16 protein-coding genes are annotated in these 22,162 nt (G+C 56.5%); 5 read left to right on the plus strand and 11 right to left on the minus strand.

Features of this window, described 5'->3' with window-relative positions; all coding sequences use genetic code 11:
* Positions 1–22 precede the first annotated feature (22 nt).
* The gene (locus BSR28_RS01230; RefSeq protein ID WP_073713094.1) at positions 23–3,628 is read right to left on the minus strand and encodes a bifunctional proline dehydrogenase/L-glutamate gamma-semialdehyde dehydrogenase; all 3,606 of its coding nucleotides are present in this window, start codon (positions 3,626–3,628) and stop codon (positions 23–25) included.
* A gap of 113 nt (positions 3,629–3,741) precedes the next feature.
* Positions 3,742–4,731, minus strand: coding sequence for a 23S rRNA (guanosine(2251)-2'-O)-methyltransferase RlmB (gene rlmB, locus BSR28_RS01235; RefSeq protein ID WP_073708504.1), 990 nt, complete (start codon positions 4,729–4,731; stop codon positions 3,742–3,744).
* A 164-nt stretch (positions 4,732–4,895) separates the two neighbouring features.
* Between rlmB and BSR28_RS01240 the strand changes: the two genes are divergently transcribed.
* Together BSR28_RS01240 and BSR28_RS01245 are read left to right on the plus strand one after the other, a co-directional pair.
* Positions 4,896–5,627, plus strand: a complete 732-nt coding sequence (locus tag BSR28_RS01240; RefSeq protein WP_073713095.1) for a response regulator transcription factor — start codon at positions 4,896–4,898, stop codon at positions 5,625–5,627.
* A gap of 10 nt (positions 5,628–5,637) precedes the next feature.
* Positions 5,638–7,368 (plus strand): sensor histidine kinase, encoded by a 1,731-nt coding sequence (locus BSR28_RS01245; RefSeq protein WP_073713096.1) that lies wholly within the window; start codon positions 5,638–5,640, stop codon positions 7,366–7,368.
* Positions 7,369–7,450: 82 nt separating this feature from the next.
* Here the strand turns inward: BSR28_RS01245 and BSR28_RS01250 are convergent, their stop codons facing one another.
* From BSR28_RS01250 to BSR28_RS01260, 3 genes are read right to left on the minus strand one after another with little or no spacing between them, the layout of a single operon-like run.
* Positions 7,451–8,608, minus strand: coding sequence for a hypothetical protein (locus tag BSR28_RS01250; RefSeq protein WP_073713097.1), 1,158 nt, complete (start codon positions 8,606–8,608; stop codon positions 7,451–7,453).
* Between the two features lie 25 nt (positions 8,609–8,633).
* A complete protein-coding gene (locus BSR28_RS01255) occupies positions 8,634–9,686 on the minus strand; it encodes a DNA adenine methylase (protein WP_073713098.1) in 1,053 nt (350 codons plus the stop codon).
* 39 nt (positions 9,687–9,725) lie between these two features.
* Positions 9,726–10,496: a histidine phosphatase family protein gene (locus BSR28_RS01260; RefSeq protein ID WP_073713099.1), complete on the minus strand. Its 771-nt coding sequence runs from the start codon at positions 10,494–10,496 to the stop codon at positions 9,726–9,728.
* Between the two features lie 332 nt (positions 10,497–10,828).
* Here BSR28_RS01260 and trpB point away from each other — a divergent pair, with 332 nt between their 5' ends.
* The 3 genes from trpB (at position 10,829) to BSR28_RS01275 (ending at position 13,189) form a co-directional block, all read left to right on the plus strand.
* The gene (trpB, locus tag BSR28_RS01265) at positions 10,829–12,046 is read left to right on the plus strand and encodes a tryptophan synthase subunit beta (protein WP_073708498.1); all 1,218 of its coding nucleotides are present in this window, start codon (positions 10,829–10,831) and stop codon (positions 12,044–12,046) included.
* Positions 12,047–12,227: 181 nt separating this feature from the next.
* Positions 12,228–12,701: a hypothetical protein gene (locus BSR28_RS01270; RefSeq protein WP_073713100.1), complete on the plus strand. Its 474-nt coding sequence runs from the start codon at positions 12,228–12,230 to the stop codon at positions 12,699–12,701.
* Between the two features lie 119 nt (positions 12,702–12,820).
* Positions 12,821–13,189, plus strand: coding sequence for a hypothetical protein (locus BSR28_RS01275; RefSeq protein ID WP_073708496.1), 369 nt, complete (start codon positions 12,821–12,823; stop codon positions 13,187–13,189).
* Positions 13,190–13,203: 14 nt separating this feature from the next.
* On the opposite strand, the gene BSR28_RS01280 is transcribed toward BSR28_RS01275, so the two are convergent.
* From BSR28_RS01280 to BSR28_RS01305, 6 genes are all read right to left on the minus strand, one after another.
* On the minus strand, positions 13,204–14,940 hold the full coding sequence (locus BSR28_RS01280; RefSeq protein ID WP_143237531.1) for a variant leucine-rich repeat-containing protein: 1,737 nt from the start codon (positions 14,938–14,940) through the stop codon (positions 13,204–13,206).
* Between the two features lie 120 nt (positions 14,941–15,060).
* On the minus strand, positions 15,061–16,524 hold the full coding sequence (gene cysS, locus BSR28_RS01285) for a cysteine--tRNA ligase (protein ID WP_073713102.1): 1,464 nt from the start codon (positions 16,522–16,524) through the stop codon (positions 15,061–15,063).
* A gap of 84 nt (positions 16,525–16,608) precedes the next feature.
* Entirely contained in the window at positions 16,609–17,904 is a 1,296-nt protein-coding gene (locus BSR28_RS01290; protein WP_073708493.1) for a zinc ribbon domain-containing protein, read from the minus strand.
* Between the two features lie 94 nt (positions 17,905–17,998).
* Positions 17,999–19,813, minus strand: a complete 1,815-nt coding sequence (locus BSR28_RS01295) for a hypothetical protein (RefSeq protein WP_073713103.1) — start codon at positions 19,811–19,813, stop codon at positions 17,999–18,001.
* Between the two features lie 109 nt (positions 19,814–19,922).
* Positions 19,923–20,402, minus strand: a complete 480-nt coding sequence (gene ispF, locus BSR28_RS01300; RefSeq protein WP_073708491.1) for a 2-C-methyl-D-erythritol 2,4-cyclodiphosphate synthase — start codon at positions 20,400–20,402, stop codon at positions 19,923–19,925.
* A 23-nt stretch (positions 20,403–20,425) separates the two neighbouring features.
* Positions 20,426–22,132 (minus strand): hypothetical protein, encoded by a 1,707-nt coding sequence (locus tag BSR28_RS01305; RefSeq protein WP_073713104.1) that lies wholly within the window; start codon positions 22,130–22,132, stop codon positions 20,426–20,428.
* Positions 22,133–22,162 lie beyond the last annotated feature (30 nt).

A 22,162-nucleotide genomic window follows, 5' to 3' on the forward strand; every position in this document is an offset into this window, starting at 1 on the left:
GGTCGGCATAACTATTTAAACCTCAGACAATCCACTCTTCCGAAAGCGGAGTCGGATTACCAAAACGATGGTTCGTAATCGAAACGGCCTGCTCATGGACGAAAGGCAGGGCCTCAATGCGGCCAGAAACAGTCACCGGACCATCCCAGCAAGCCACATCAATATTGCCGCCCACCGCCTCAGACAGGGCAGTGCGATCAGCGCCCACCAGACGGACACGACCATCCAAACCCCAGTCGGTCTTAGCGGCCTGCTCAAGCCACTGAGCTTCCGGCACCACCTGGACACGAACATTCGCATCCCCTAGGGCCTTTACCAGCTTCGGATCTACCGGAACCGGCACCGACCAGGTAACCGGAGCGCCCACGCTCACACCAGCCAAGCACACTCGGACCGAATCGACCAGCAACTGCTCAGGCAGTTCAGTGACCCCCAAGTTAGCACCAGCCGGGCCGCCAACTTCCTGACCCTCAACGGGAGCTGCACCAGCCGGGCCACCCAAAGCATGACCAACTGACTCCGGAATACTGGTGCGAACCGTAACCGGAACCGGCAAGTAACGCAGAACGTTAAGTTCGCAAGCCAAATCGGAAGGATCATGCGCGGCCGCAAACTCAGAGAGCTTCGCCAGTTCATCAGAACGGGCCGCAACGCGCAGGAAGGCGGCAGCTTCCTCGGAAAGTACCTCACTGCCAACCTGCAGGATCGACTCGACCAGCGGGTCACGCACCTCAGGTAGATCCTGGACCTCTTCCTCGGTGAGCATCTTGGATTCGAAACGACCAAGGGCGAAGAGATAGTTCGGGCCACCGGCCTTAGTGCCGTTACCAACCGCTGAACGCTTCCAACCACCGAAGGGCTGGCGGCGGACAATCGCGCCCGTGATACCGCGGTTAACATACAGGTTGCCCGCTTCCACATTCTGTAGCCAATAGTTGACCTCAGAGGAATCCAGCGAGTGAATACCAGCGGTCAGACCGTAGGCGGTAGCGTTCTGGATCTGCACGGCCTGCTCCAACGTATCGGCCTGCATGATGCCCAAAATCGGGCCAAAGTACTCGGTCAGGTGGTAGTCACTGCCCGGCTTCACGCCCACGCGCACGCCCGGGCTCCAAAGTCGACCCGAATCATCCAACTGCTTAGGCTCTAGGATCCAACGCTGGCCATCTTCCAACTTGGTCAGGCCGGTACGCAGCTTTTCGCCCGGCTGGCCACAAATCGGGCCCATCTGGGCTTCCGGATCGGTCGGGTGAGCCACATGCAAGGACTTCACCGCGTCCACCAGCTGGCGGGCAAAACGCTTAGATTTAGCCACCGAACCAACTAGGATCACCAGCGAGGACGCCGAACACTTCTGCCCGGCGTGACCGAAAGCAGAGTTCACCACGTCCTTAACCGCCAGGTCAAGGTCCGCACTGGGGGTCACGATAATCGCATTCTTACCACTGGTTTCAGCCAGTAGTTGCAGGTCCGGCCGCCACGAACGGAACAGTTCCGCCGTGCTGGAACCACCGGTCAGGATCACGCGCTCAACCCGCGGGTCAGTGATCATCTGCTTCCCCAACTGGCGCTCACTCAAGACCACAAACTGCAGTAGTTCACGCGGTACGCCCGCCCTCCACAGGGCCGAAGCAACCAACGCACCACAGCGGACCGCCAAACCAGCCGGCTTGAACAGCACGCCGCTGCCGGCCGCCAAAGCGGCCAGCACGCCACCGGCCGGGATGGCCAGCGGGAAGTTCCACGGCGGGGTCACCGCAATGAGCTTCGCAGGCACCCACTGGGTACCGGGCTGTTCCTCGACCTCTAGGGCCAGCTGCGCATAGTAGTTCGCGAAGTCAATCGCTTCAGAGACTTCCACGTCCGCCTGATCAATGGTCTTGCCACATTCAGAGGCCGCAACCTCAATCAATTCCGCGCGGGCCAGTCCCAGTTCCACGGCGGCTGCGCGCAAGATCTCTGCACGTTCTGCCGCGGGCCGGGCCGCCCACTTACCCTGGGCTTCAATGGCCTGATCCATGATCAAGCTCAGCTGGTCCTCAGACTCAACCGCGGCGGCGCTAACCTCTGCGGCACCCAGCTCGCTATTGGGGACGCGTTCGATAATCTGGGCCGCCCACTCTAGGTTCCCGGGCAGGGCCGGATCCGAATCGGGCGTATTAGCAAAGCCAAAAGCCTGAGTTTCGGCCAGGTCAGCGGCCTTTTCTGTCCGACGATCCTGGCTACGACGCGGCTCCAAAGCCGGTCCCTCTAGCAGCTCCAAGGCATGCTCGAAACGTGCCTTTTCCGTATTGAAAGCCTGCGGGTCCGTGCCCACATGGAAGACGTTCGACATGTAGTTTTCCGGGGCGGCATTCTCTTCTAGGCGACGAACCAGGTAGCTGATTGCCACATCGTATTCATCCGGGTGGACGACCGGCACGTACAGCAGTAGCTGCCCGACCTCATCCCGGACCGCACGCGCCTGGTTGGTGGCCATACCGGAGAGCATTTCGATCTCAACCCGGTCCCGCACACCCCGGCGTCCGGCCAGTTCCCACGCGTAAGCGATGGTGAACAGGTTGTGTCCCGCCACGCCCAGGCGCACATTCTGCATGCGTTCGGGGGTCATTGCCCAGTCGAGGACGCGCAGGTAGTTCGCGTCCGTATCCGCCTTGGACGGGCAGACGGTTAGGGGCCAGTCGTGGATTTCCGCCTCGACTCGTTCCATGGCTAGGTTCGCGCCCTTAACGACACGCACCTTAATGCCGGCACCCCCGCGGGCCCGGCGAGCCGCTGACCACTCCTGCAGGTCCTTCATGGCCGGCAGGGAATCCGGCAGGTAGCCCTGCAGAACAATACCGGCCTCTAGGTGCAGCATGTCGGGGCGGTCTAGGATCTTCTTGAAAACCGCGATGGTTAGCGCCAGGTCCCGGTATTCTTCCATGTCTAGGTTGATGAACTTCGGGGTGGTGGCCTGCGCGGCTACCTGGTAGAGCGGCAGTAGTTTTTCGACGGCCCGGTCTACGGTCTGGTCGAAGGCCCACGGGTTGTGTGGCCCGGTCACGGCCGAAACCTTCAGGGAGACGTAGTCAATGTCGGGGCGTTCAAGTAGTTTCTTGGTTTGCGCTAGCCGACGGTCCGCTTCCCCGTCGCCTAGGACGGCCTCGCCGAGGAGGTTCACGTTCAGGCGCGCGCCGCCCTTACGTAGGCGGGCGAGGGCGGGGCCCAGCTTGTCTTCGCGCACGTCTAGGACTAGGTCGCCGACTAGTTCGCTGAAGACGCGACGGGCTACGGGTAGTGCCAGTTGTGGGGCTAATGGTGCTAGTGCGCCACCCCAAGCGGCAGGTAGGCGCAGGAACCAGGGTAGGAATCCGGGTTTCTGTTTGCCTAGTTTGGCCAGGTTGCGGGCGGCAATGTGTTCGTCCTCGGGGCGAATAACATTGTCCACGAAGGCGACGGTGTACTCTAGCCCGCTGGGGTCAGCTAGGGCTTTGGCTAGTAGTTTGGCCGAGGCTTCGATGGGGTACGCTTGGGCGGCTTTGGCCCAGCGGGCGGCGGTGGCCACCGCTAGTTCCCCGACTTCGGCTAGTTCCTGCCGATCAGGTAGATCCTGAGGATGCGGCGGGACGTTTGGCTCCGATTTCATGTGCCCTCCAGTGGTCAAAGAAGCTTGAAATGGTAATACCGAGAATGTATACCATTTTGCAAGCCCCGTCACACTGAAGGGCAACAGTTCTTAGTTTTCGGTAACCCCGGGTCTTAGTTTTCGGTGACCTCTGCCCGTAATTGAGCAACCTCGTAAAGTGCGACGCCGGTAGCGACTGCCGCATTTAGGGATTCCACGTTAGAGCTGATCGGGATCGAGGCGATCTGATCACAGTGCTCACGGACTAGACGCGACAGGCCGGCGCCTTCAGCACCAGTCACTAGCAGCAGGGGCTCAGTGGCCAGGTTTAGGCCGCGAACGGAAACGTCACCACCGCCGTCTAAACCAACTGCGAACAGGCCCTGTTCCTTACATTCGACAATCGTGCGAGCTAGGTTCGAAACGCGGACCACGGGGACGCGCGCGGCGGCACCGGCAGAGACCTTCCAGACGGTGGCGTTAACCTGCGCGCTGCGGCGGGTACCGATAATGACGCCATCGGCGCCGAAAGCACCGGCGGAACGGATCACGGCACCCAGGTTATGGGGGTCGGTGACGGAATCTAGCGCAATGAAGAGGGGGGCGCGACCAGCGGCCTGCGCATCCTCGATCAGGTCGGGAAGTTCCGCATACTCAAAGGGCGGGACCTCAACGGCTAGGCCCTGGTGGACGGCCCCGTCAGAGGCGCGATCTAGGTCAGTCTTGGAAACTTCCACGATGGGGGCGCCTAGGGCGGTGGCGGTCCGGACTACTAGTTCGACGCGATCGTCAGAAAGGCCACCGGCCAGGAAAACCTTGCGGATGGGGGCACCGGCGCGTACGGCCTCGGCCACGGGGTTACGGCCAAAGATTAGCTCCGAGCCTTCCTCGACCTTGATCGGGGAGCGCTTAGCGGCGGCGGCCGCCTGCTGCTGGCGAGTTAGCTCGCGACGTTCCTGGACGACCTTGCGTTTGTGCGCGGGGTGGTAGGGGCGGTCCTCAGCCTTGGGCGTGGGTCCGCGACCCTCTAGGGCTTTACGGCCGTGGCCACCGGTTCCCTTGGTAGGGCCTTTTTTGGTGCTGGCTTTACGGACGGCGCCGCGACGTTTTGAGTTTCCGGCCATGTTTGGTTTCGCTTTCACTTGCGCTAATGAGACTAATACTGTTTCCCAGTATAGGGCAGGCGTGGCAGGCAATTGAGAAAAGCGACCAGTTCCTCAAAGTGGCTCACAGCTAATTCACAGGTTTCATAAAGACTCCCGCAATCTTCGTATGGTTGAATCAGGGTATGGCTGAACGAAAAGACCCCGCCCTAGTTGATCCCACCGGCGAAGTGAGCATCCTGGTCGTAGATGATGAGGAAATGCTGGCTTCCCTACTATCTTCTGCTCTGGAGTATGAGGGCTGGACGGTCCACACGGCCGGGACGGGTAACCGCGCTATTCGCATGGCCAATGAGCTTAAACCGGATGTGATCCTGCTGGATATTGGCCTACCCGACATGGATGGGCTGACGGTCCTGCGGCGGATTCGCGCCACGCAACCCCTGGTTCCGATCCTCTTTTTGACCGCGCGCGATGCGGTTGCGGACCGGGTGGCTGGCTTGAATGCGGGCGCGGACGACTATGTCACGAAGCCTTTTGATTTGGCCGAGGTCGTCGCGCGCATCCAGGTACTACTGCGCCGAGGCGGCAAGAACCCGACCCCGCCGGACCCCACCTTGACTGTGGGTGACCTAGTTTTGAATGAGGATTCGCACGCGGTGACCCGGGCGGGACATGAGATTACCCTGACGGCTACCGAGTTTGAGCTACTGCACTACCTGATGCTGAACGCGGGCCGGGTAGTCTCTAAGAGTCAGATCCTTGATCACGTGTGGAATTATGATTTTGGGGGCAAAGCTAACGTGGTGGAGCTCTATATTTCCTACCTGCGTCGCAAACTGGGCGTCGCGGGTCTACCGCCCATGATTACTACCCTGCGTGGGGTTGGTTATCTACTTGATGTCCCCAAGGCTTAGGGCGGTAGTTTTGAAACTCTTTAATCGACTAAGTCCGCGCGGTTCTATTCGGCGCCGCCTGAGTGTGGGCACTACCCTGCTGATCCTGCTGCTGGTGTTGACCATGGGTGGAGTGTCGACCTTTGCCCTGTACCGTAATTCTTTGGCGCAGATTGACCAGCAGTTGCGGACGGCTAGTACTCGCACGGCCAGTTATCAGGAGGGGTTAAGCGCCCCCAGCCCGGATGCTATCCCGGCGCTTCCGGCAGAAAAAACGGACCCGCAGGCGAACAAACCTACCCCACAGACGGACAAACCTAACCCGCAGGCGGATAAACCGCATGAGCACCAGGATGATCCTGGCCGGCTCCCTAAGGGGATCCGCACTCCGGGCCTGCGCGATGGCACGCTGGTGCTCACTAAGCGTCAGGATGCCGTACAAGCCGCCGTGATTACCCCGCAGGGTAGTTTCCAGGCCCTGCAGGTCAGTCAGGCCAATGCCCTGCTCAATGAGGTCAAGAATCAGCGAGTCAGCCAGATCCAAAGCGTCCATATTCCCGGACTGGGACGCTACCGGGTCTTACTGACCCAGAAGGATAACCAGCAGACCCTGCTTTTGGGTTCTTCGCTTGAGCCTACTGATGACCTGGTGAAGAGTTTTATCCTCTGGGAGTTAATCCTGGGGGTGGCGGCGGCCGTGTTGGCGGGCGTGGCGGCCTCGTGGTTGGTGAAGCGCAATCTGGCCCCCTTAACGGAAGTGACGGAGGCAGCCCACCAGGTCACGGAAATGGACCTGAGTACCGGGCAGGTGGACCTGCAGGTGCGGGTGCCGGTCAGTGATCCGCAGACGGAAGCGGGTCAGGTGGCGCAGGCTTTGAATACGCTGCTGGGGCACGTGGATGAGTCTTTGACGGCCCGCGCCCAGTCGGAGGCGCACCTGCGTGAGTTTGTGGCGGATGCGTCCCATGAGTTACGCACTCCCCTAGCTTCGATTTCTGGTTACGCACAGTTGCTTGAACGTCACCAGTCGCAGTGGCCGCAGGACGCGCAGAATCACCTTTCCCGGATTCGTTCCGAGGGCGCGCGCATGCAGCGTCTGGTCGATCAGCTTTTGCTTTTGGCGCGTTTGGATGCGGGGCGGGAACTGCAGTTTTCTGAGGTGGACCTGTTGGCTCTGTGCGCGGATGCCTTGGCGGATGCGCAGGCGGCTGGTCCGGATCATGAGTGGGATTTTGATTTGGATTTGGATCCAGAGGGTCCGTTGCCGCTGGTTTCCGGGGATGAGGATCGTCTGCGTCAGGTTTTGGCGAATCTACTGACTAATGCGCGCGTGCATACCCCGGCGGGCACTAGTGTGCGCCTGGGCTTGCGGGTTTTGGCGGCGGAACCGAGTTCGGATGACTCTGCTTCTGTTGGGCCGGATTCGGTTAGGACGCTACTTTCTGCGCCCCGGGTGCAGGTTACGGTTCATGATTCTGGTCCGGGCATTCCGGCCGCCCAGCTGGAGCGTGTCTTTGAGCGTTTTTCGCGTTCGGATCAGGCTGCTTCTAGGCCCAGTGGTTCGACCGGTTTAGGGCTCTCGATTGTGCAGGCCATTGTGCAGGCACACGGGGGTCAGGTCACGGTTAGTTCAATCGAAGCTAAGGCGGCAGGTTCGACTACCGCAGGTTCCACTACCGCAGATTCGACTACCACAGATTCTGAAACAGTGGAAAACTCGGGGACTACCTTCACGGTGGTCTTACCCCTGCTGGTTGACTAGGGGGCTTAGGCCTACTGGCTCTGCCCTACTGCCTTTTCCCTTCAGCACTTGCAATACAACCCTGGCTCTTAACCCCAGTCTTTTATTTCTCCCAGGGTAAGTTTTGTGTTGCTGCCCCGGGCACCCAGGCGGGCACGCGCACATTCCCAAACACTGCCTGATCATGCAGCGGTAGTCGCGCGTTCAGATAGATCCCGGCCTCGAGGCTCTCATTTAACAGTTTTCCTAGGGTTTGACGCTTTAGAGGCCACAGATAGCTCAGCAGGTGCTTGCCGTCATTGTAGGTACTCCCGCAGAGCGTATTGACCTGGTATCCCCCAGCCTCAGTTAGCTTCGGCTGCTCAGTTGAGATTTCTTCGCACACTTTCGCGACCATCCCGGTGGGAGCATTCTGGAAGGGCAGGGCCTGCGTGCGCTGGATCCTCTGTTCGCGTTCTTCTAACTCAAGCGGAACTTCGGGGGTGGGACGGAAGGGGTTGGCCTGGCCCCCTCGGAAAATATAGGTCGGGGCCACCCAGTAGGTGGTATCAAGGAAACTACCAGCCGGTTTTTGCGTAAAGGAGAGGCGCAAGTCGGGACGCTGGGCTTCACTTTGCTGTTTCCAGACCTGGAACTGGGCCCGGCGAAGGTCACCCAGGGCCGGGTTATTTTCCGGCTGGTTCAAGAAGTAGTAGTTGACCTGGCAGTATTCTTTGGCCTGCGTGCGGTTAATGCTGATTTCCAGCTGACTGGCGATCTGGTCTTGGGCCAGTAGGTCCTCCATCATGGGCGTGCAGTTTTCCTGCCCGGTTTGTAGAAAATGCGTGCTTAGCCGGTTCGTTTCAAGGATCCAGTTAGTTGCCGGCAGCTGACCCAGCAAGTGGGTGAAGCTTTGCCAGTGGGTCGAATCGGTATCTAGCTCAGTCCCCAGGGCAGAGATTTCGGCCTGCCCGGGCATGATGATCTTGAAGCTGAGTTTTTCCGGCGGACCGTAGTTCTTTTTAATGGTTTTTAGCAGCTCCACGAAGCGGGGCATTTGTGCTTGTGGGCGCAAGACCACTTCGACTTTTAAGTTCGGGGCTTTCGGGTCAGAGTCCTGTTGCTCAAAGATCCGGACGATTGCCGTTTCGGCAAACTGTTCAAACTCTTCAGATTTGGGTTGTGAATATGCCCTGGTGGGCGGGGCAGAATCACCGGAGCCGCAGGCGCCTAGGCTGATCGCGGCGGCGCTAAGTATTACTGCTCTGATTAGTTTTTTCATGCTGGGTTCCCGACTGCTTTGCTTTTCACTGCGCTGGCAGGCTTTCCAGCATGGCCTGAAGTTTAGTTTCGGGGCCAGAGAGGATCACGTACTCGTAGTTCTTGGTGTGGGAGACCTGCCCGACTTTCTCTCCGGTCGGTGAGTGGATACCGATCTGCGCACCTACGTAGCGTTTGAAGTCGAAGGTGAGGGTGTGGGTGGGGTATCCGCGGGCGGCGACGATCTCTTCTAGTCCGGCTAGGGGGATGAAGCCTTCATTGTTGAAGCTGAGCATCAGCAGGTCAGCCTGCGTGTCGGTGACGACTTGGGCTAGGGCTTCGGGCATTTCCTTCTTACTGTTGAAGGGGCTTTTGGTTTCTAGGTCTTTGCAGTCCACGCGTTTGCAGGCGATCCCGTAAACTTCGGGTTCGTCCCAGCGGATCAGGGTTTCCCAGATGTGGTAGTTGGTGTAGTAGCGGTGCTGGTTGTAAGGCGGGTCTAGGTAGGCTAGGTCCACTTTGGGCAGGGTTTTTACTAGGTCGAGGGCGTCCCCGCGGATCGCTTTTCCGGTTCCGGGGGTTAGTTCGGGGACTTTTAGTGTCAGGGGGCGTAGGGCTCGCGGCGCCCAGCTTTTTAGGTACGCCATCTGTAGGCCCACGGTGGAGTCTACGGCATCGGCGGCTTCCATCAGGGAGGTCAGCAGAATGGGGCGCAGTGGGCTGTTGGCGTAGTGTTCGTCGATGCCGTTTCTGATGGCATCAATTTTGGCGCCGTTGTCAGGGTGGAAGAAGCGTGATTTTTGACAGTAGGTTTCGGTAAAGTAACCGGCTTTGGGGGGCAGGTTTTGCAGGTGCGTGAGGGCGTCTTCGAGTTCTTGGTAGTCAACTTTTTCCGCGTCAGTTTCGACGTAGCACTGGGCTAGGACTTCAGAGTATGAGGCCACGTCGGTGGCGTAGGTGTAGGTGCCTTGGCGGCAGAACTCTTGGGCTACCCGGGTGGTGCCGGTGAATAGGTCTAGCGTACTTTGTGCACCACTAGCGGCCACTAGCTGCCCCAGGGTGGGCACTAGTAGTCGTTTGGAGCCAAGGTACTTAATCATTTGGGCTCTAGTTTAAAAGATCGAACCGTGGTTCTGCGCCTAGACGGCGGCGGTGTCTTCACTGGAGGCACCCTGCCCGGCTAGCCCGGCCGCAAAGAGGTGGTCGATGCGGTTGATCCAGTGGGTCATGGTGAAGTCCTGGCCAATGATTTCTAGCAGGCTGGTGGAGGTGTTCTCTAGGGCAATGAAGCGGTCCATGCGGCGGAAGGCGGTGTCTGGGTCGCCGGGTCCGTCGATGATTTGTTGAACACGTTTGCCTTCCATGAAGGTGGTGATCAGCATGGCCAGGAATTCGCCGTGTGAGACTAGGGCTAGGGTGTAGCCGGGTGGGACATCCTGGGCCATTTTTCGTAGGTCTTTGACCACTTTTTGGGCGCGGATTAGCCCTGCGCGTTGATTTTCGAAGGGGCCTTTCCACCAGCCCTCTTCAGTGGCCCCTTCGGGTAGCGTGACCCTGGGGGTGACGGCTTGGAGGGTACTGCGGGGGCTGCCGGGGTGCACGGTGGGGGTGTCGAATACGCCCTCGAAAACGCCGCGGCGTTCGAAGGTGTCCATGCGGGCGGTCATGGGTAGGTCTAGTTGGTCCGCTAGCGGGGTGGCCGTCTGGATGGTGCGGATCATCAGGGAGGTTTGGATTTCGTCCGGGATGGGGTAGCCGGCGGGTTTGGTGGCGTAGAAGTCTGCTAGCGCTTGGGCTTGTTTTTGTCCCAGTTCGCTAATGTGCGGGTCGGGGACGCGCTCTTCAATCCGTCCGGAGGCCATGAGGGCATTGTTTTGTGATTCTGCGTGGCGGATTAGTAGAAGTTTCATGGGGCTAGTTTACTGGTTCTGTCTTCTGCGGGCAGGGTGCCGTTTCTTTGCCGAGGTTGCTTGTGTGGCTTTTCATTTTGGCTTTCCGTTTACCGCTCATTTTTATGTCTTAGGTTACTTTAGGATTGGGCAAAAAGACCTAATTTTTGGCTTCAATTTGCCGCTTTTTGGGCACGAGTGCTAACGTTTTCGCCATGATGTACTTAAACAACCTCCGGAACTGGTGGCGCCCCTAAGGGGCGAACTGTTTAGTGCAAAAAACCGATCGCCTCTTTTCAGGGGGCGATTTTTTATGGCCTCCTTTGGCAATGAAGATAAAGGGAGACAAGAAGATGGCCGACAATAACACTCAAGCAGCCGAATCAGTTTTTCGGGCCGACACCAATGGTTACTTTGGCGCCTATGGTGGCGCTGAACTTCCGCCGCACCTAGTTGCCCCCATCGCTGAGGTTCGCGAAGCTTACGCGAAGGCGGTGAACGACCCGGAGTTCCAGGCTGAGTTCCATGACCTGATGGCCAAGTATGTGGGCCGTCCTTCCCTGCTGTACTACGCAGAGAACCTGACCAAGAAGATGGGCGGCGCGAAGATTTACCTGAAGCGTGAGGATTTGAATCATTCAGGTGCCCATAAGATCAACCACTGCCTAGGGGAAGTGCTACTGGCTAAGCGCTTGGGCAAGAAGAAGGTCATTGCGGAAACCGGTGCGGGCCAGCATGGGGTGGCGCTAGCTACCGCGGCGGCTCTGCTGGGTCTTGAGTGTGAGATCCACATGGGTGAGATCGACGTGGAAAAGCAGCATCCGAATGTCATCCGCATGCAGCTTTTGGGCGCTAAGGTGGTCCCGGTTTCGGCTGGGGGCCGCTCTTTGAAGGAAGCGGTAGATTCTGCTTTTGATACTTATGCTGCTGACTACCAGGACACCATGTTCTGCATTGGTTCCGTGGTGGGTCCGGACCCGTACCCGTCAATGGTGCGCGATTTCCAGTCCGTGGTGGGTAAGGAAGCCCGTCAGCAGATTCAGGAGGTCGAAGGACGCCTACCTGATGCGATTGTTGCCTGCGTGGGCGGCGGTTCTAACGCTATGGGCCTCTTTGATGCTTTCCTTGGTGACGCCGAGGTGGATATTTACGGCGTGGAACCGGGTGGCGAGGGTCTTTCCGGTAACCGCCACGCGGCCACTATGGCAAAGGGTAGTGCCGGTTTTATTCACGGCATGAATACTCTGGTGCTGCAGGAAGAAGATGGCAGCCCCTCCCCCGTTCACTCGATCGCTTCCGGTTTGGACTACCCCGGTGTTGGACCCCAGCATGCTGCTTTGCGCGATGCGGGCCGCGTTAATTACGTGACCTGTGATGACCGTGAGGCCTTGGAGGCTTTCAGTGAGCTTTCCCGGACTGAGGGCATTATCCCGGCACTGGAGTCTTCTCACGCAGTGGCTTATGCCTGCAAGTTGGCGAAAGAGATGGGCCCGGATCAGATTGTGATTGCGAACCTTTCTGGCCGCGGCGATAAGGACGTGGATTACGTAGCTGAGCGTCTAGGTCTCTAAACGCTTTCATTTTCATTCTCTATCGTGGGATCTAGCTAGCTATCTAAGCTAGATCCCACGTTTTTCATTCACAGTTTCTTCACAGCTAGTGCACATTGACTGCTCAACTTCGCTTGCTCTAATGGACACCATCAACCATTAGTCGCGGCCCATTAAGCCGCCTTTTCATCTTGGAGAAAGAATGAGCAAGGAAGATTTCGAACAGAACACTGAACCCGAAGCACCAGAATCTGAAGCACCTGTAGTTGCAGATCCAGAACCTGTCGAAGAGGTTTCCGAGAGCACTTCCCTACTAAAAAAGAAGTGGTTTAAAGGCCTGGTTGGGGCAGCTGCCGCTTTGGCCCTAGTGGGAGCCGGCGCTGCCGGCGGATTTGCCCTGGGTGCGGCTCATAGCTTTGAACGTGACGGAAAGCCGGGACATCACCATCATCAGGGCCCCCAAGAGCACGGCCCAAAGCATCACGAACCCAAAGGACACGGCCCTAAGCATGAAGCTCCGCAAGGCCCTAAGCCTGACCAGGATCGGTCGAAGGATCCGCAGTCCAAAGATCACCAGCAGCCTGATAGTGGACCTGCCCACCAGCAAAACGGCATTCATAAGCCCGGAGATCCCAAAGCCACTACTGCTGAATCCCCAGAGTCTCCCCAAAAGTAACTAAGAGGGAATCAACAAACTAAGGAGTCGGACCGCCAGAAGCGGTCCGACTCCTTTTTCATAGCTGGCTCACAGAAACCTATAAAGATTCACTAAGCCGGGATTGATGTAATCAAAACATGGAAAAGCAACTGAGCAATACTAATCTGAAACAACTAGGGGCACTGGCCGGAAGAAGCCTAGTCTTCGCGGGGCTACGCACCCTTGCTTTCGGCGCAGTAATGCTGCTTTTAGGTGCGACGCTAGGTTACTGGAGTGCGGCATTGCTGGCCCTAGTAGTAGCCGGCTCAGTGCAGGGTTTTCTACTGTACCGGGTGAACTTTTTCGGTCTTCCATTGGGATTACCCAAACCCCAAATCGCATGGGCGCTCCTAGCGGTAGGTATTGTCCTCAGTGTGGCCACTGGGTCCTTACTGCCGCTAGGAGCGCACCTGCCAACTTTAACCGCTGGCGTTAAGAGCTCAACTAGAGTGACTTTAGAAGCTTAAAACTCCTACCGTCTCTAGTAAACACTATTGCGAGGGGCTAGCTCTTGAAGTTGAATACCAATATCCATCATCGTGATCAAACCTGGGAAGGCATCAACCACACGCTCCAGCGTCTCCTCATCGCTCAATAGCTGGGACATGGCATCTGAGGGGTAACCGTTCTGATTGCGGTATTGCTGAGAGAACTCTTCAAGCACTTCACGAGCGACGCCGTCCTTGAGTTCCAGCTTGGTGAGGTTAACATAAGACTGGGTCAAGCTTAGCCGCCACGTTCCATCCTCTTGGATAGTCGCAAACCCTAGTTGATCCGGATTAACCAGAGTACGAGCTAGATCAAGAGTTTTGGATTCCGCACCATTGGTAATCTTCATTTTCCCATCGGAAAACTCGATCTTATTGCCACTAGGATCAGTGAAAATGGTTTCTCCCATGGACACGATGGTGGTACCGTTGGGTCCCTTTGCCGTGTTAAGTTTCCAGTCAACATCGAAGTTACTAGCTTGAGTCCTAGCAGCTGCCTTACCCGGGTCATCGCCATAAACACCCATCAGACGACGGATCGGCAATTCCATCAGGCCACGGAACTTCGGGCTGTAAAGCAGATCATCTCCAGAACGACTGGAGCTACCTAGTTCGACAATGTCCTTGATGACATCTTCGGCGCTCTCTGCACCCTTATCGGATGCCGGATCATACTCGTAATTCGGTTCACTGTAGGGAGAGCGAGCGTTCTCTGCAAACGTCATCATCGGAGAGACAAACCATTTGCCACCTTCTTGAACCATTACTACGCGGATCGGCTTGCTGCCTTCGTTTACGAAGGTTACTAGCTCATCTTCAGGTAGCGGCTGTTCTTTAGCCTGAGCTATCTGTTCTTTAACCTCCGGTGGCAGACCTTCAGTATCTTCCAGGACAGTGAAGAAATCAGGCTTGACAGTGACCTTAGCGGACCACTCGTTAATACTGACAACAGCTAGGTTGTCGTTCTTTTCAGCGACTTCGTATTCGAACTTATCATTCTTGATTTCAATGGTCTTCGAAAGATCGCTCATCAGTTTGACCGGGTCAACATTCTTTTGACCGCCGGCTTTAGCGCCCTGCTGCATGATTTCCACAAAGAAGTCGGTTTCAGAAGGTGCCATCACGGTCGCGGCCTTGGTGACATCAAGATCCTCAATGGCTTCAGAGAACTGTCCCATGGCGGCCTTGGGTGATTCTGCTCCGCGTGCACTTAGTACACCAGAGAAGTAGAGCCAGCCGCCAACGCCGGCTACTAGAGCGACGACTAGGGCAATAACTAGGGCGATAACGCCCTTGCGCTTCCCACCGGACTTGGGTTCCTGGAAGTTCACCGGTGACATGCCGCTAGCAGCCGGAGCAGAAGCCTGGTAGGAGTGCTGGCCATTTCCAGGCTGGTACGAGGCGGCGGAGCTACTTTCTGGAACGCTGGTGCCACTGCTGGGCTGCGGTACCGAGCTTACGGCCGGTGCCTGCGGCGCTGCGGCCACCGGAGCAGCAGCCGGGGTGTTCCCAGAGGTACGGTTCTTTAGTGCTTCTTGGACTTCCGGTCCGCCTTTTTCCGCGAGCCACTTTTCTAGGGCCGGGTAAAGGCGCGGGTGTTCAGCAACCTTCGCCCACATCTCAGGGTGATAGGTGGCAATCTGCCCTAGCAGTTCAGGCGCTAGGTTAGGGTCGTTTAAGGCAGCTAGCGCTTGGTCTGCCGCCTGGGGGTTAAAGTTGTTAGTGCTCATGGCCGTAATATTATCGGCACGCTTTGCCGTCAACAAGGCAGATTAGCTGAAACGGGGATATTTCCCCATAATGTTACCAACCCGTTGTGAACGGTTGTATTTCCGCCTTATGTTGGGCCTTTAGCCTAAGCGCCAGGTAGCCCCGTCTTTTCCGTCTTCAACCACAACACCAGCAGCAGCAATACGATCACGTAGGGCATCTGCGCGCCCCCAATCCTTCTGCGCCCTAGCTTCAGCCCGCTCTTCCAAAAGGGCACTAATCAGGACGTCAAGTGCTGATTGGGCGGCGTCCCCGCTGCCTTCTGCAACAGCTGCTTCGCTGCCACGCCAATGCGCAGACAGAGGATCAATACCTAGGACATCAAGCATGGCTCGCAAACCCAGGGAGGCCGCAAGTAGCTCATCACGATTATCTGCCTGCAGGGCAGCCTGACCAGTCTTCAAGGCGGCATGAACTTGAGCTAGTGCCACGGACAGGTTCAGGTCATCATTCATGGCGCGCACGAAGGCTTCCGGAAGCTCCAACTGCCAAAGCTCAGCTTGACTAGCCTGGGCAACCTGGGGGCTGACGGCGGCAGCACGCTCTAGGAAACCAGAGAGCTTATCCCAAAGCTTCTGCCCGTTTTCAATAGTCTGGTCATCCCATTCCAAAGTGGAACGGTAGTGGACGGTACCCAAAGCAACACGAAGTGCCGGCGCCCCAACCTGGGCGACCATTTCATTTACCAGCAGACCATTGCCCAGGGACTTGGACATTTTCTCACCCTTGGCAGTGACCCAAGCATTGTGAACCCAGTGGCGCACAAAACCCCAGCCGGCCGCATGAGACTGTGCCATTTCGTTCTCATGGTGGGGAAAACGCAAGTCGATACCGCCACCATGGATATCGAATTCTTCACCTAGGTAACGCTTAGACATGGCAGAGCACTCTAGGTGCCAGCCGGGACGTCCCCGACCCCAAGGAGAATCCCAAGCGGCAGTTTCGGGTTCCGTAGTCTTAGCGGCCTTCCAAAGCGCGAAATCGCGGTGGTCACGCTTTCCCGCCTCGGTCGCGGCGTCAAGCTGCGATTCGTCCTCGGTAGTAGCTAGGTCATCTAGGTTCTGACGGGTCAGGCTACCGTACTCAGGCAGGGAACGAACCGAGAAGTAAACATTTCCCTGACCGTCTGCGTAGGCATGACCACGGTCCACTAGACGCTGTACCAGTTCGATCTGGTCCAGGATGTGCCCGGTTGCGCGGGGCTCAAAATCGGGTGGGATCACACCTAGGGACTGATAAGCCTGCGCGAAATCACGCTCCCACTTCGAGGCCCACGCCCACCATTCAGTGTCGTTCTCTTGCGACTTGCGCAGAATCTTGTCATCAATATCGGTGATGTTACGAATGTAGGTAACCTGCATGCCGCAGCGCTTCGCCCAACGAATCAAAACGTCAAAGGCAACTGCGGCCCGAACGTGACCAATGTGTGCGGGACCTGAAACGGTCGCCCCACATAAGTAGAGGCCCAAGTGTCCCTCTTTAACCGGACGTACCGGTTCTACTTTTTTCGTGGCCGAATTGTATAGCTGCAGGTCAAAACTCATGTTTTAAAGTTTAACGCGACCAAGGGCGAACCTGCAGTCGTAAGACTGTTGGTCCGCCCTCGGAAAAGTGGTCTGCCAGATTGGTTACTCGAAAGTCACCTCAGGGGATCCGTCTTCCTTCACTTTGATGTTGTAGTAAAGGGTTCCAGAGACGTCCTCTTGTTTGGCTTCCCAGTTGTCGCCAGATTTTGATTCATAGGTGACATGGAAGCGTAGACGTAGGGAGTTACCGTACTTGGTATCAAAGTCTTCCACCGTGGGGACCTCAACTAGGCTCCACTTGAAGCTACGTGCTTCACCCCAGGTAAAGACCGAGGCGTGGCAGGTTTCGTTATTTCCAGTAACCGCCTTGGCACATTCCATGGCCTTGTCTTGGACCACCTTCTGGATGGCCTCGGTGAAGGCCTTGGTGGTTTCCTGCTTAAAGGTCGCGAATGAGGCCTCACTCTGGTCCAGATCGACCTTCACGGTGGTCTGGTCAGAGGTGATCATCTGGTACTTGTTGTCGTTGATAACCTCAAGCGGGTACTCACCGGGGAAGGCGGCCAGCATGCGGTTTTTATCGGTCGTGCCAGAGACTTCAATGTCCGCGCCGGCCAGCTTGATCTTAAAGTTTCCTTCCACCCCGTCAGGAATCAGATTGATTTGACCCACTAGGTTGGATTCAGCTTCCATGGGTTCGGAGCCGTTAGCCAAGCGCCACTTTTTGAAGAAGACGTATTCTTTTCCGTCGGCTCGAACCCCGAAGGTCCGCGAACCGATCTTCGTGTCGCCCTTTAGCAGGGTGGCACTGACGTATGCTTCGTCCTTATCGTCACTGTACTTAATGTCATCAATGGTGAACGAGGTGGGGCGACCCTTTACCTTCGAGTACACCTTTGTGGTTAGCAGGTCTTGGTTTTGGTTCCCCACCCACCTAGGTAGAGGCTTCATTTTCTTAGCCTGGTCGGCATCACCAGCGACGATTGCGTTCAGGTAGGCTTCGACGGTTTTGTCCGGCCCGAAGGAGTGCTTTGACAGGTAGCTGATGGTGACTACGCCAGCGATGATTGCGGCAACCAGAAAACCAATCAAAGATGAGATCAAGATGAGCTTGCGCTTCTTCTTTTTGTCCATTGGTTTACGTGGAACCGGAACAGCCTGGGCGTAGGGTTCAGGAGTGGGTTGCGCGTAGTTATTCGACTGCGGGTAGTTGTTCTGCGCGTAGTTACCCTGAGAATAATTTTGGGGTGCGGCGGGAGCAGCGCCCGGATTTTGGTAGCCACCAACGGGGATCGGACCACTGGGGTTCGTGGGGTTGGGGGCGGGCGATTGAGGTTGATTAGGCAGCGGGATCGCAGGTAGCTGCCCTGAGTTTTGGTTTTGGTTATTCTCAGTCATTTTCTTTGCCTTGGTGTGGCCGTGGTTTAGTACAGAAGGAAGCTATTTTAAGAAGAGTGCTATGTCCGTGATGGACATAGCACTCTTCTATAGGTCATGCCTGGGAGGAGTTTTCCTCATTCCCAGCTTCAGGCTTTGGAGCCTGCGGCTGTGATGCCGAGTTGGGGGATACCGGGAAAGCGGTAGCACCACCCTGGTTAGGTGTGGGGACCGACGGCATCTGCCCCTGCGGCTGGTAGGGTGCCGGCTGACCCGGAGCTACCGGAGCCTGCCCCTGGGGCTGGTAAGGAGCGGGAGCTCCCGGCGCCTGGGGGTGAGGTTGGTAGGGAGCCGGCTGACCCGGAGCTACCGGAGCCTGGGCCTGCGGCTGGTAGGGAGCCGGAGTACCGGGGACCTGGCCCTGCGGCTGGAAAGGTGCCGGGCCGGCAGGCTGTGCCGGAGCAGCGGGCTGGGCGTGGGCAGCGGGCTGGGCCGCCAGGTTAGCTAGGCGTTCGTTCACTAGTCGAGAGACTGAGGGAGAGAAGCTGTGCTTGGAAAGTAGACGGGCGATCGGGCCAATCACTACAACACCCATTGCCGGTACGAAGCGACCAAGTAGTTCGACTGCGATACCGATTAGGAGCATCATGAAAATGGTTAGCGGGTGGATTCCAGCGCCCATGTATTCTGAGGAGCGTCCCATGTAGGCGGTACCAGAGAAGCGTAGTAGGTAGGAAGCTAGTCCACCCATGAGGGCGTAAACCAGCGGAAGGGTCCAGAACTCAGGTAGACCACTGGCAGCGTCCGGTACGCGAAGACGTGCCCAAACACCAGAGGCGAAGACGACGCCCACGGCCATTAGTAGTAGGCCAATAATCAAGAACTGGGGTTCTAGGGCGAAGAAGGTGGTTAGTTCATCCTTGCCTCCACCCAGATTCAGGTCGGCAGAGCCGAAGAGGGCACCCGGGAATAGCATGACAGCTACGATGCCGGTGGCATCCAGTAACGGCCACAAGAGGAACATGATGAGCTGCGGTTCTTCAACTAGAACGATGATCAGAACGATCACGAAGGAGATGATGAATAGCAGGGTGAAGTGGGCTAGGAAGGTGACGAAAGCGGCACGAACTGAGGGGACGAACTTCAGGATCGAGTCAGCGACCTTGCAGCGCACCTGCTTGAGGGTCACGCTACGTCCTAGCATTACCGCACCAACCATGAGCGGGAAGGCCACAAAGAATAGTGAGGGGGTGACGGCAAAACCGCTGCCACTCTCCCAGAAGGCCAACATAATGAAGCCTACGATGATGTGCATCAAAAGGATGACACCCACGGTCACTAGGGCAGCCCATAGGTGGTTAATGTGCTTCTTGGCGGGTAGACGAAGTTCTAGCTGGCGAGCCACCACGGCTAAAGCCACCATCAAAAGGACAAAAGCAAGGAAGTTCGGCATGTATAGGCGAACCGAATCAGCCGAACCGTGCTCGGAGTTGACGTATAGGCCCGAGCTCATACCGAATCCACCTAGCATGTTCGAAATGATCATGAAGCCGTTCGATAGCAGGCCAGAGAACTTGCGGATGGGAAGTCGCGGCATTTGGACTAGGACTAGCACTAGGGCCTGAAGCATCGCTAGGGCGGCTAGGCCCACCCAGGTAACTAGGCCAGCTAGGGCGGCGCGAAGCAGGTAGGTCTTTAGGTGTTCGTCCAGCGGCTTGATCGCGGCCGGGGCCTGGCCGGGGTAAGCGGCAGGTACCTGATACTGGGGCTGTGCGGCAGCCGGAGCGGCCGGACGAGGCTGCTGGTATCCCTGTGGCTGGTAGCCGGGGGCCGGAGGCTGCGGGGCCGGCGGCTGGTGTCCGGGTACGTTACCCGGCTGGTACTGGTTAGGATTCGGCGGCATGGGCACACCGGGACCTTGATTCGACATTAGTGCTCCTTCTGAACTAAGGAAAGGGCTAGCTTTCTTCCCCTAACAGTAGTCATAAAAGCACACAAATGGGAGCTTTTGTAATAACAATTGGTTAACAATCAAAGAGCTAGGAACCAATTAGTAGCGCATTGGCAATAGCCGCTAAACCCTCATTTTTCCCAGTAAAACCAAGGCCATCAGTGGTCGTGGCAGAGAACGAAACCGGAGCTCCAACAATCCGCTCTAGGTTCGCGGTGGCTTCTTCCCGTCGGGGACCGACCTTGGGTCGGTTTCCAATCAGCTGCACTGAGACATTCCCGATTTGGAAACCAGCAGCTTGTACACGTTTGATTGTTTCAACCAGTAGGGCTTCGCCAGATGCCCCTGCCCATTCTGGTCGAGAAGTACCAAAATTACTGCCCAGATCTCCTAGCTTGGCGGCGGAAAGGAGCGCGTCGCAGATCGCGTGACAAACCACGTCCGCATCAGAGTGCCCTTCTAGGCCCACTTCCTCGGGCCATAAAAGGCCGGCAAGCCACATTTCTCGGCCACTTTCTGGCGCGGCGAAAGCGTGGACGTCTACCCCGGTCCCGATACGTGGAATCACCCTAACCTCCTGATCACTATTCTTTAGTATCCTGACTGCTCCAGGTCCATCTTAATCTTGCCGTTTTCAAACCTGACGTGATGGAATTCAAGGTAGATACCGGTGGTCTCGGTGTTACCGTTTTTATCTTTAGAGCTGGCATCGGAAATCAGCACGCCCAGATCGTCATTGTAGGTGTTCGGTTTAAGATCGGATGCTTCTAGGTTTTCCCGGGTCACGATCGTATAGGGATCGTACTGTTTATTTACGCGGCTACGGCAGGCGTTCTTAGTTTTCGCTTCTGCGCAGGTATTGATGGTGTCCATCATGCCGTCGATTAACATGGTTTTAAGTTCCGGCGTGAATTCAAGTTTATTTAGGTTCACGTAGCCGCTGATAAAATTCTTTATCTCAACGGTCTCACGGTTGCTGAATACCTTATTAGCGATGTTTGCTTGCATCTGGTAGTTACCCTGGGGTAACAACATCCCCGAAATGTATTTATTGGTATTCCGGTACTTTCCACTGACCTCGTAATCCACTGAAGGGAGGGGGTGCAGTTTGAACTCTTTACTGTCGATCTTGACGACGGGCTCTTTGGCAAAAATCAAGGGCGTGGTAATTAAGCTCATGCCGGCATTGTCTAGCTTTATCAGCTGCCATCCGGAATCGTGCTGGATGAACTGTCCCCTAACTTCGGTGGCATAGGACCCGTCATTATTATCCAGTCGGCACTTAAAGCCTACCTGTCGTACCTTCTCTAGGTGCTTGAATGGAGAATATACAATGACCGAGTTGATTTCCGGATTTTTACAGTGGGTCCCCGAATTCAGGTATGCCTTGGGCTGGTCTTTTAAATAGACGAATAGATCCGGGAATAACTTAGTGTATTTTTCTGCGTTCTTGAAATCCCCATCAGCTATATCGTTCAGTAGTTCTTCGGCAATATCAGAGACGTCTTGTTCACGCAGGTTGAAAGCAGCCTGAGTACTGAACGGTTTGAGTTCTGGTATCCACTGGGAGATTTCTTTTTGCTCGCTTTGACTCCAAGCTTTTTGTTGCGTGGAGTCATAGTGGTGCACCTTGTTGGAGGAGAACTCACTGATAAAGTCGCCGATCCAGTTGACGAAGAAAAAGACCAGGATAAACCCGAAGATTATGAATGAGATAACTGGGTTTTGATTCTTTTTGCGGGTGATCTTAGGTCCGCTGGTGCCATGCCCGCCTAGAGTGGGTAGCACCCTACCAATGCTGGCGCTGGAGGGACGATATTTTGTGGGATTCTGCGTCCTAGAGCGGACAGTGGAACGCTTTTGCTTCGAACCGACACTAGTGCCTCCCCAGGTTCCTTCGGGGTGTACTAGGTACTGGTTTTCTGCGGCTAGGGCAGCGGCTTGGGCTTTGGCTTGTTCGTATGAACTTTGGGCCATCGGTTCTGGTTCGACCGAGGTTTCGGGTTTACTTTGCCGGGCCAGTTCTTTTTCGAGGGCGCGCTTATTGGCTTTGACCTGTCGCCGCTGTTCTTCGCGGATACGTTCGCGTTCTTTAGCTGCCTGTTCGGTACGACTTAGGGTCTTGGAGGCAGTTTTTGGGCGTGAATCAGTTTTGGGACGTGTTTCGGTTTTCGAGCCTGATTCAGTCTTTGGGCGTGAATCAGCCCGGGTGGCCTTTGGTTTTTCCGTTTGTTTTTTGGCTGGGGCTTTAGAACGTGTTTGTTCTACGTAGCCATAAAACGGTTCCCACTCGGCCATCCGGGCTGCTTTCTACTATTTGTAACGTCG

It is taken from the genome of Boudabousia liubingyangii (genome assembly GCF_001907245.1).
Lineage (GTDB): Bacteria > Actinomycetota > Actinomycetes > Actinomycetales > Actinomycetaceae > Boudabousia > Boudabousia liubingyangii.

Bases quoted from the DNA above. Each gene is read 5' to 3' on its own strand.
- BSR28_RS01295 (WP_073713103.1), bottom strand. From the start codon at position 19,813: ATGTCGAATCAAGGTCCCGGTGTGCCCATGCCGCCGAATCCTAACCAG.
- BSR28_RS01275 (WP_073708496.1), top strand. From the start codon at position 12,821: ATGGAAAAGCAACTGAGCAATACTAATCTGAAACAACTAGGGGCACTG.
- BSR28_RS01270 (WP_073713100.1), top strand. From the start codon at position 12,228: ATGAGCAAGGAAGATTTCGAACAGAACACTGAACCCGAAGCACCAGAA.
- BSR28_RS01255 (WP_073713098.1), bottom strand. From the start codon at position 9,686: ATGATTAAGTACCTTGGCTCCAAACGACTACTAGTGCCCACCCTGGGG.
- BSR28_RS01250 (WP_073713097.1), bottom strand. From the start codon at position 8,608: ATGAAAAAACTAATCAGAGCAGTAATACTTAGCGCCGCCGCGATCAGC.
- rlmB (WP_073708504.1), bottom strand. From the start codon at position 4,731: ATGGCCGGAAACTCAAAACGTCGCGGCGCCGTCCGTAAAGCCAGCACC.
- BSR28_RS01280 (WP_143237531.1), bottom strand. From the start codon at position 14,940: ATGAGCACTAACAACTTTAACCCCCAGGCGGCAGACCAAGCGCTAGCT.
- BSR28_RS01230 (WP_073713094.1), bottom strand. From the start codon at position 3,628: ATGAAATCGGAGCCAAACGTCCCGCCGCATCCTCAGGATCTACCTGAT.
- trpB (WP_073708498.1), top strand. From the start codon at position 10,829: ATGGCCGACAATAACACTCAAGCAGCCGAATCAGTTTTTCGGGCCGAC.
- BSR28_RS01305 (WP_073713104.1), bottom strand. From the start codon at position 22,132: ATGGCCGAGTGGGAACCGTTTTATGGCTACGTAGAACAAACACGTTCT.
- cysS (WP_073713102.1), bottom strand. From the start codon at position 16,524: ATGAGTTTTGACCTGCAGCTATACAATTCGGCCACGAAAAAAGTAGAA.
- BSR28_RS01260 (WP_073713099.1), bottom strand. From the start codon at position 10,496: ATGAAACTTCTACTAATCCGCCACGCAGAATCACAAAACAATGCCCTC.
- BSR28_RS01290 (WP_073708493.1), bottom strand. From the start codon at position 17,904: ATGACTGAGAATAACCAAAACCAAAACTCAGGGCAGCTACCTGCGATC.
- BSR28_RS01240 (WP_073713095.1), top strand. From the start codon at position 4,896: ATGGCTGAACGAAAAGACCCCGCCCTAGTTGATCCCACCGGCGAAGTG.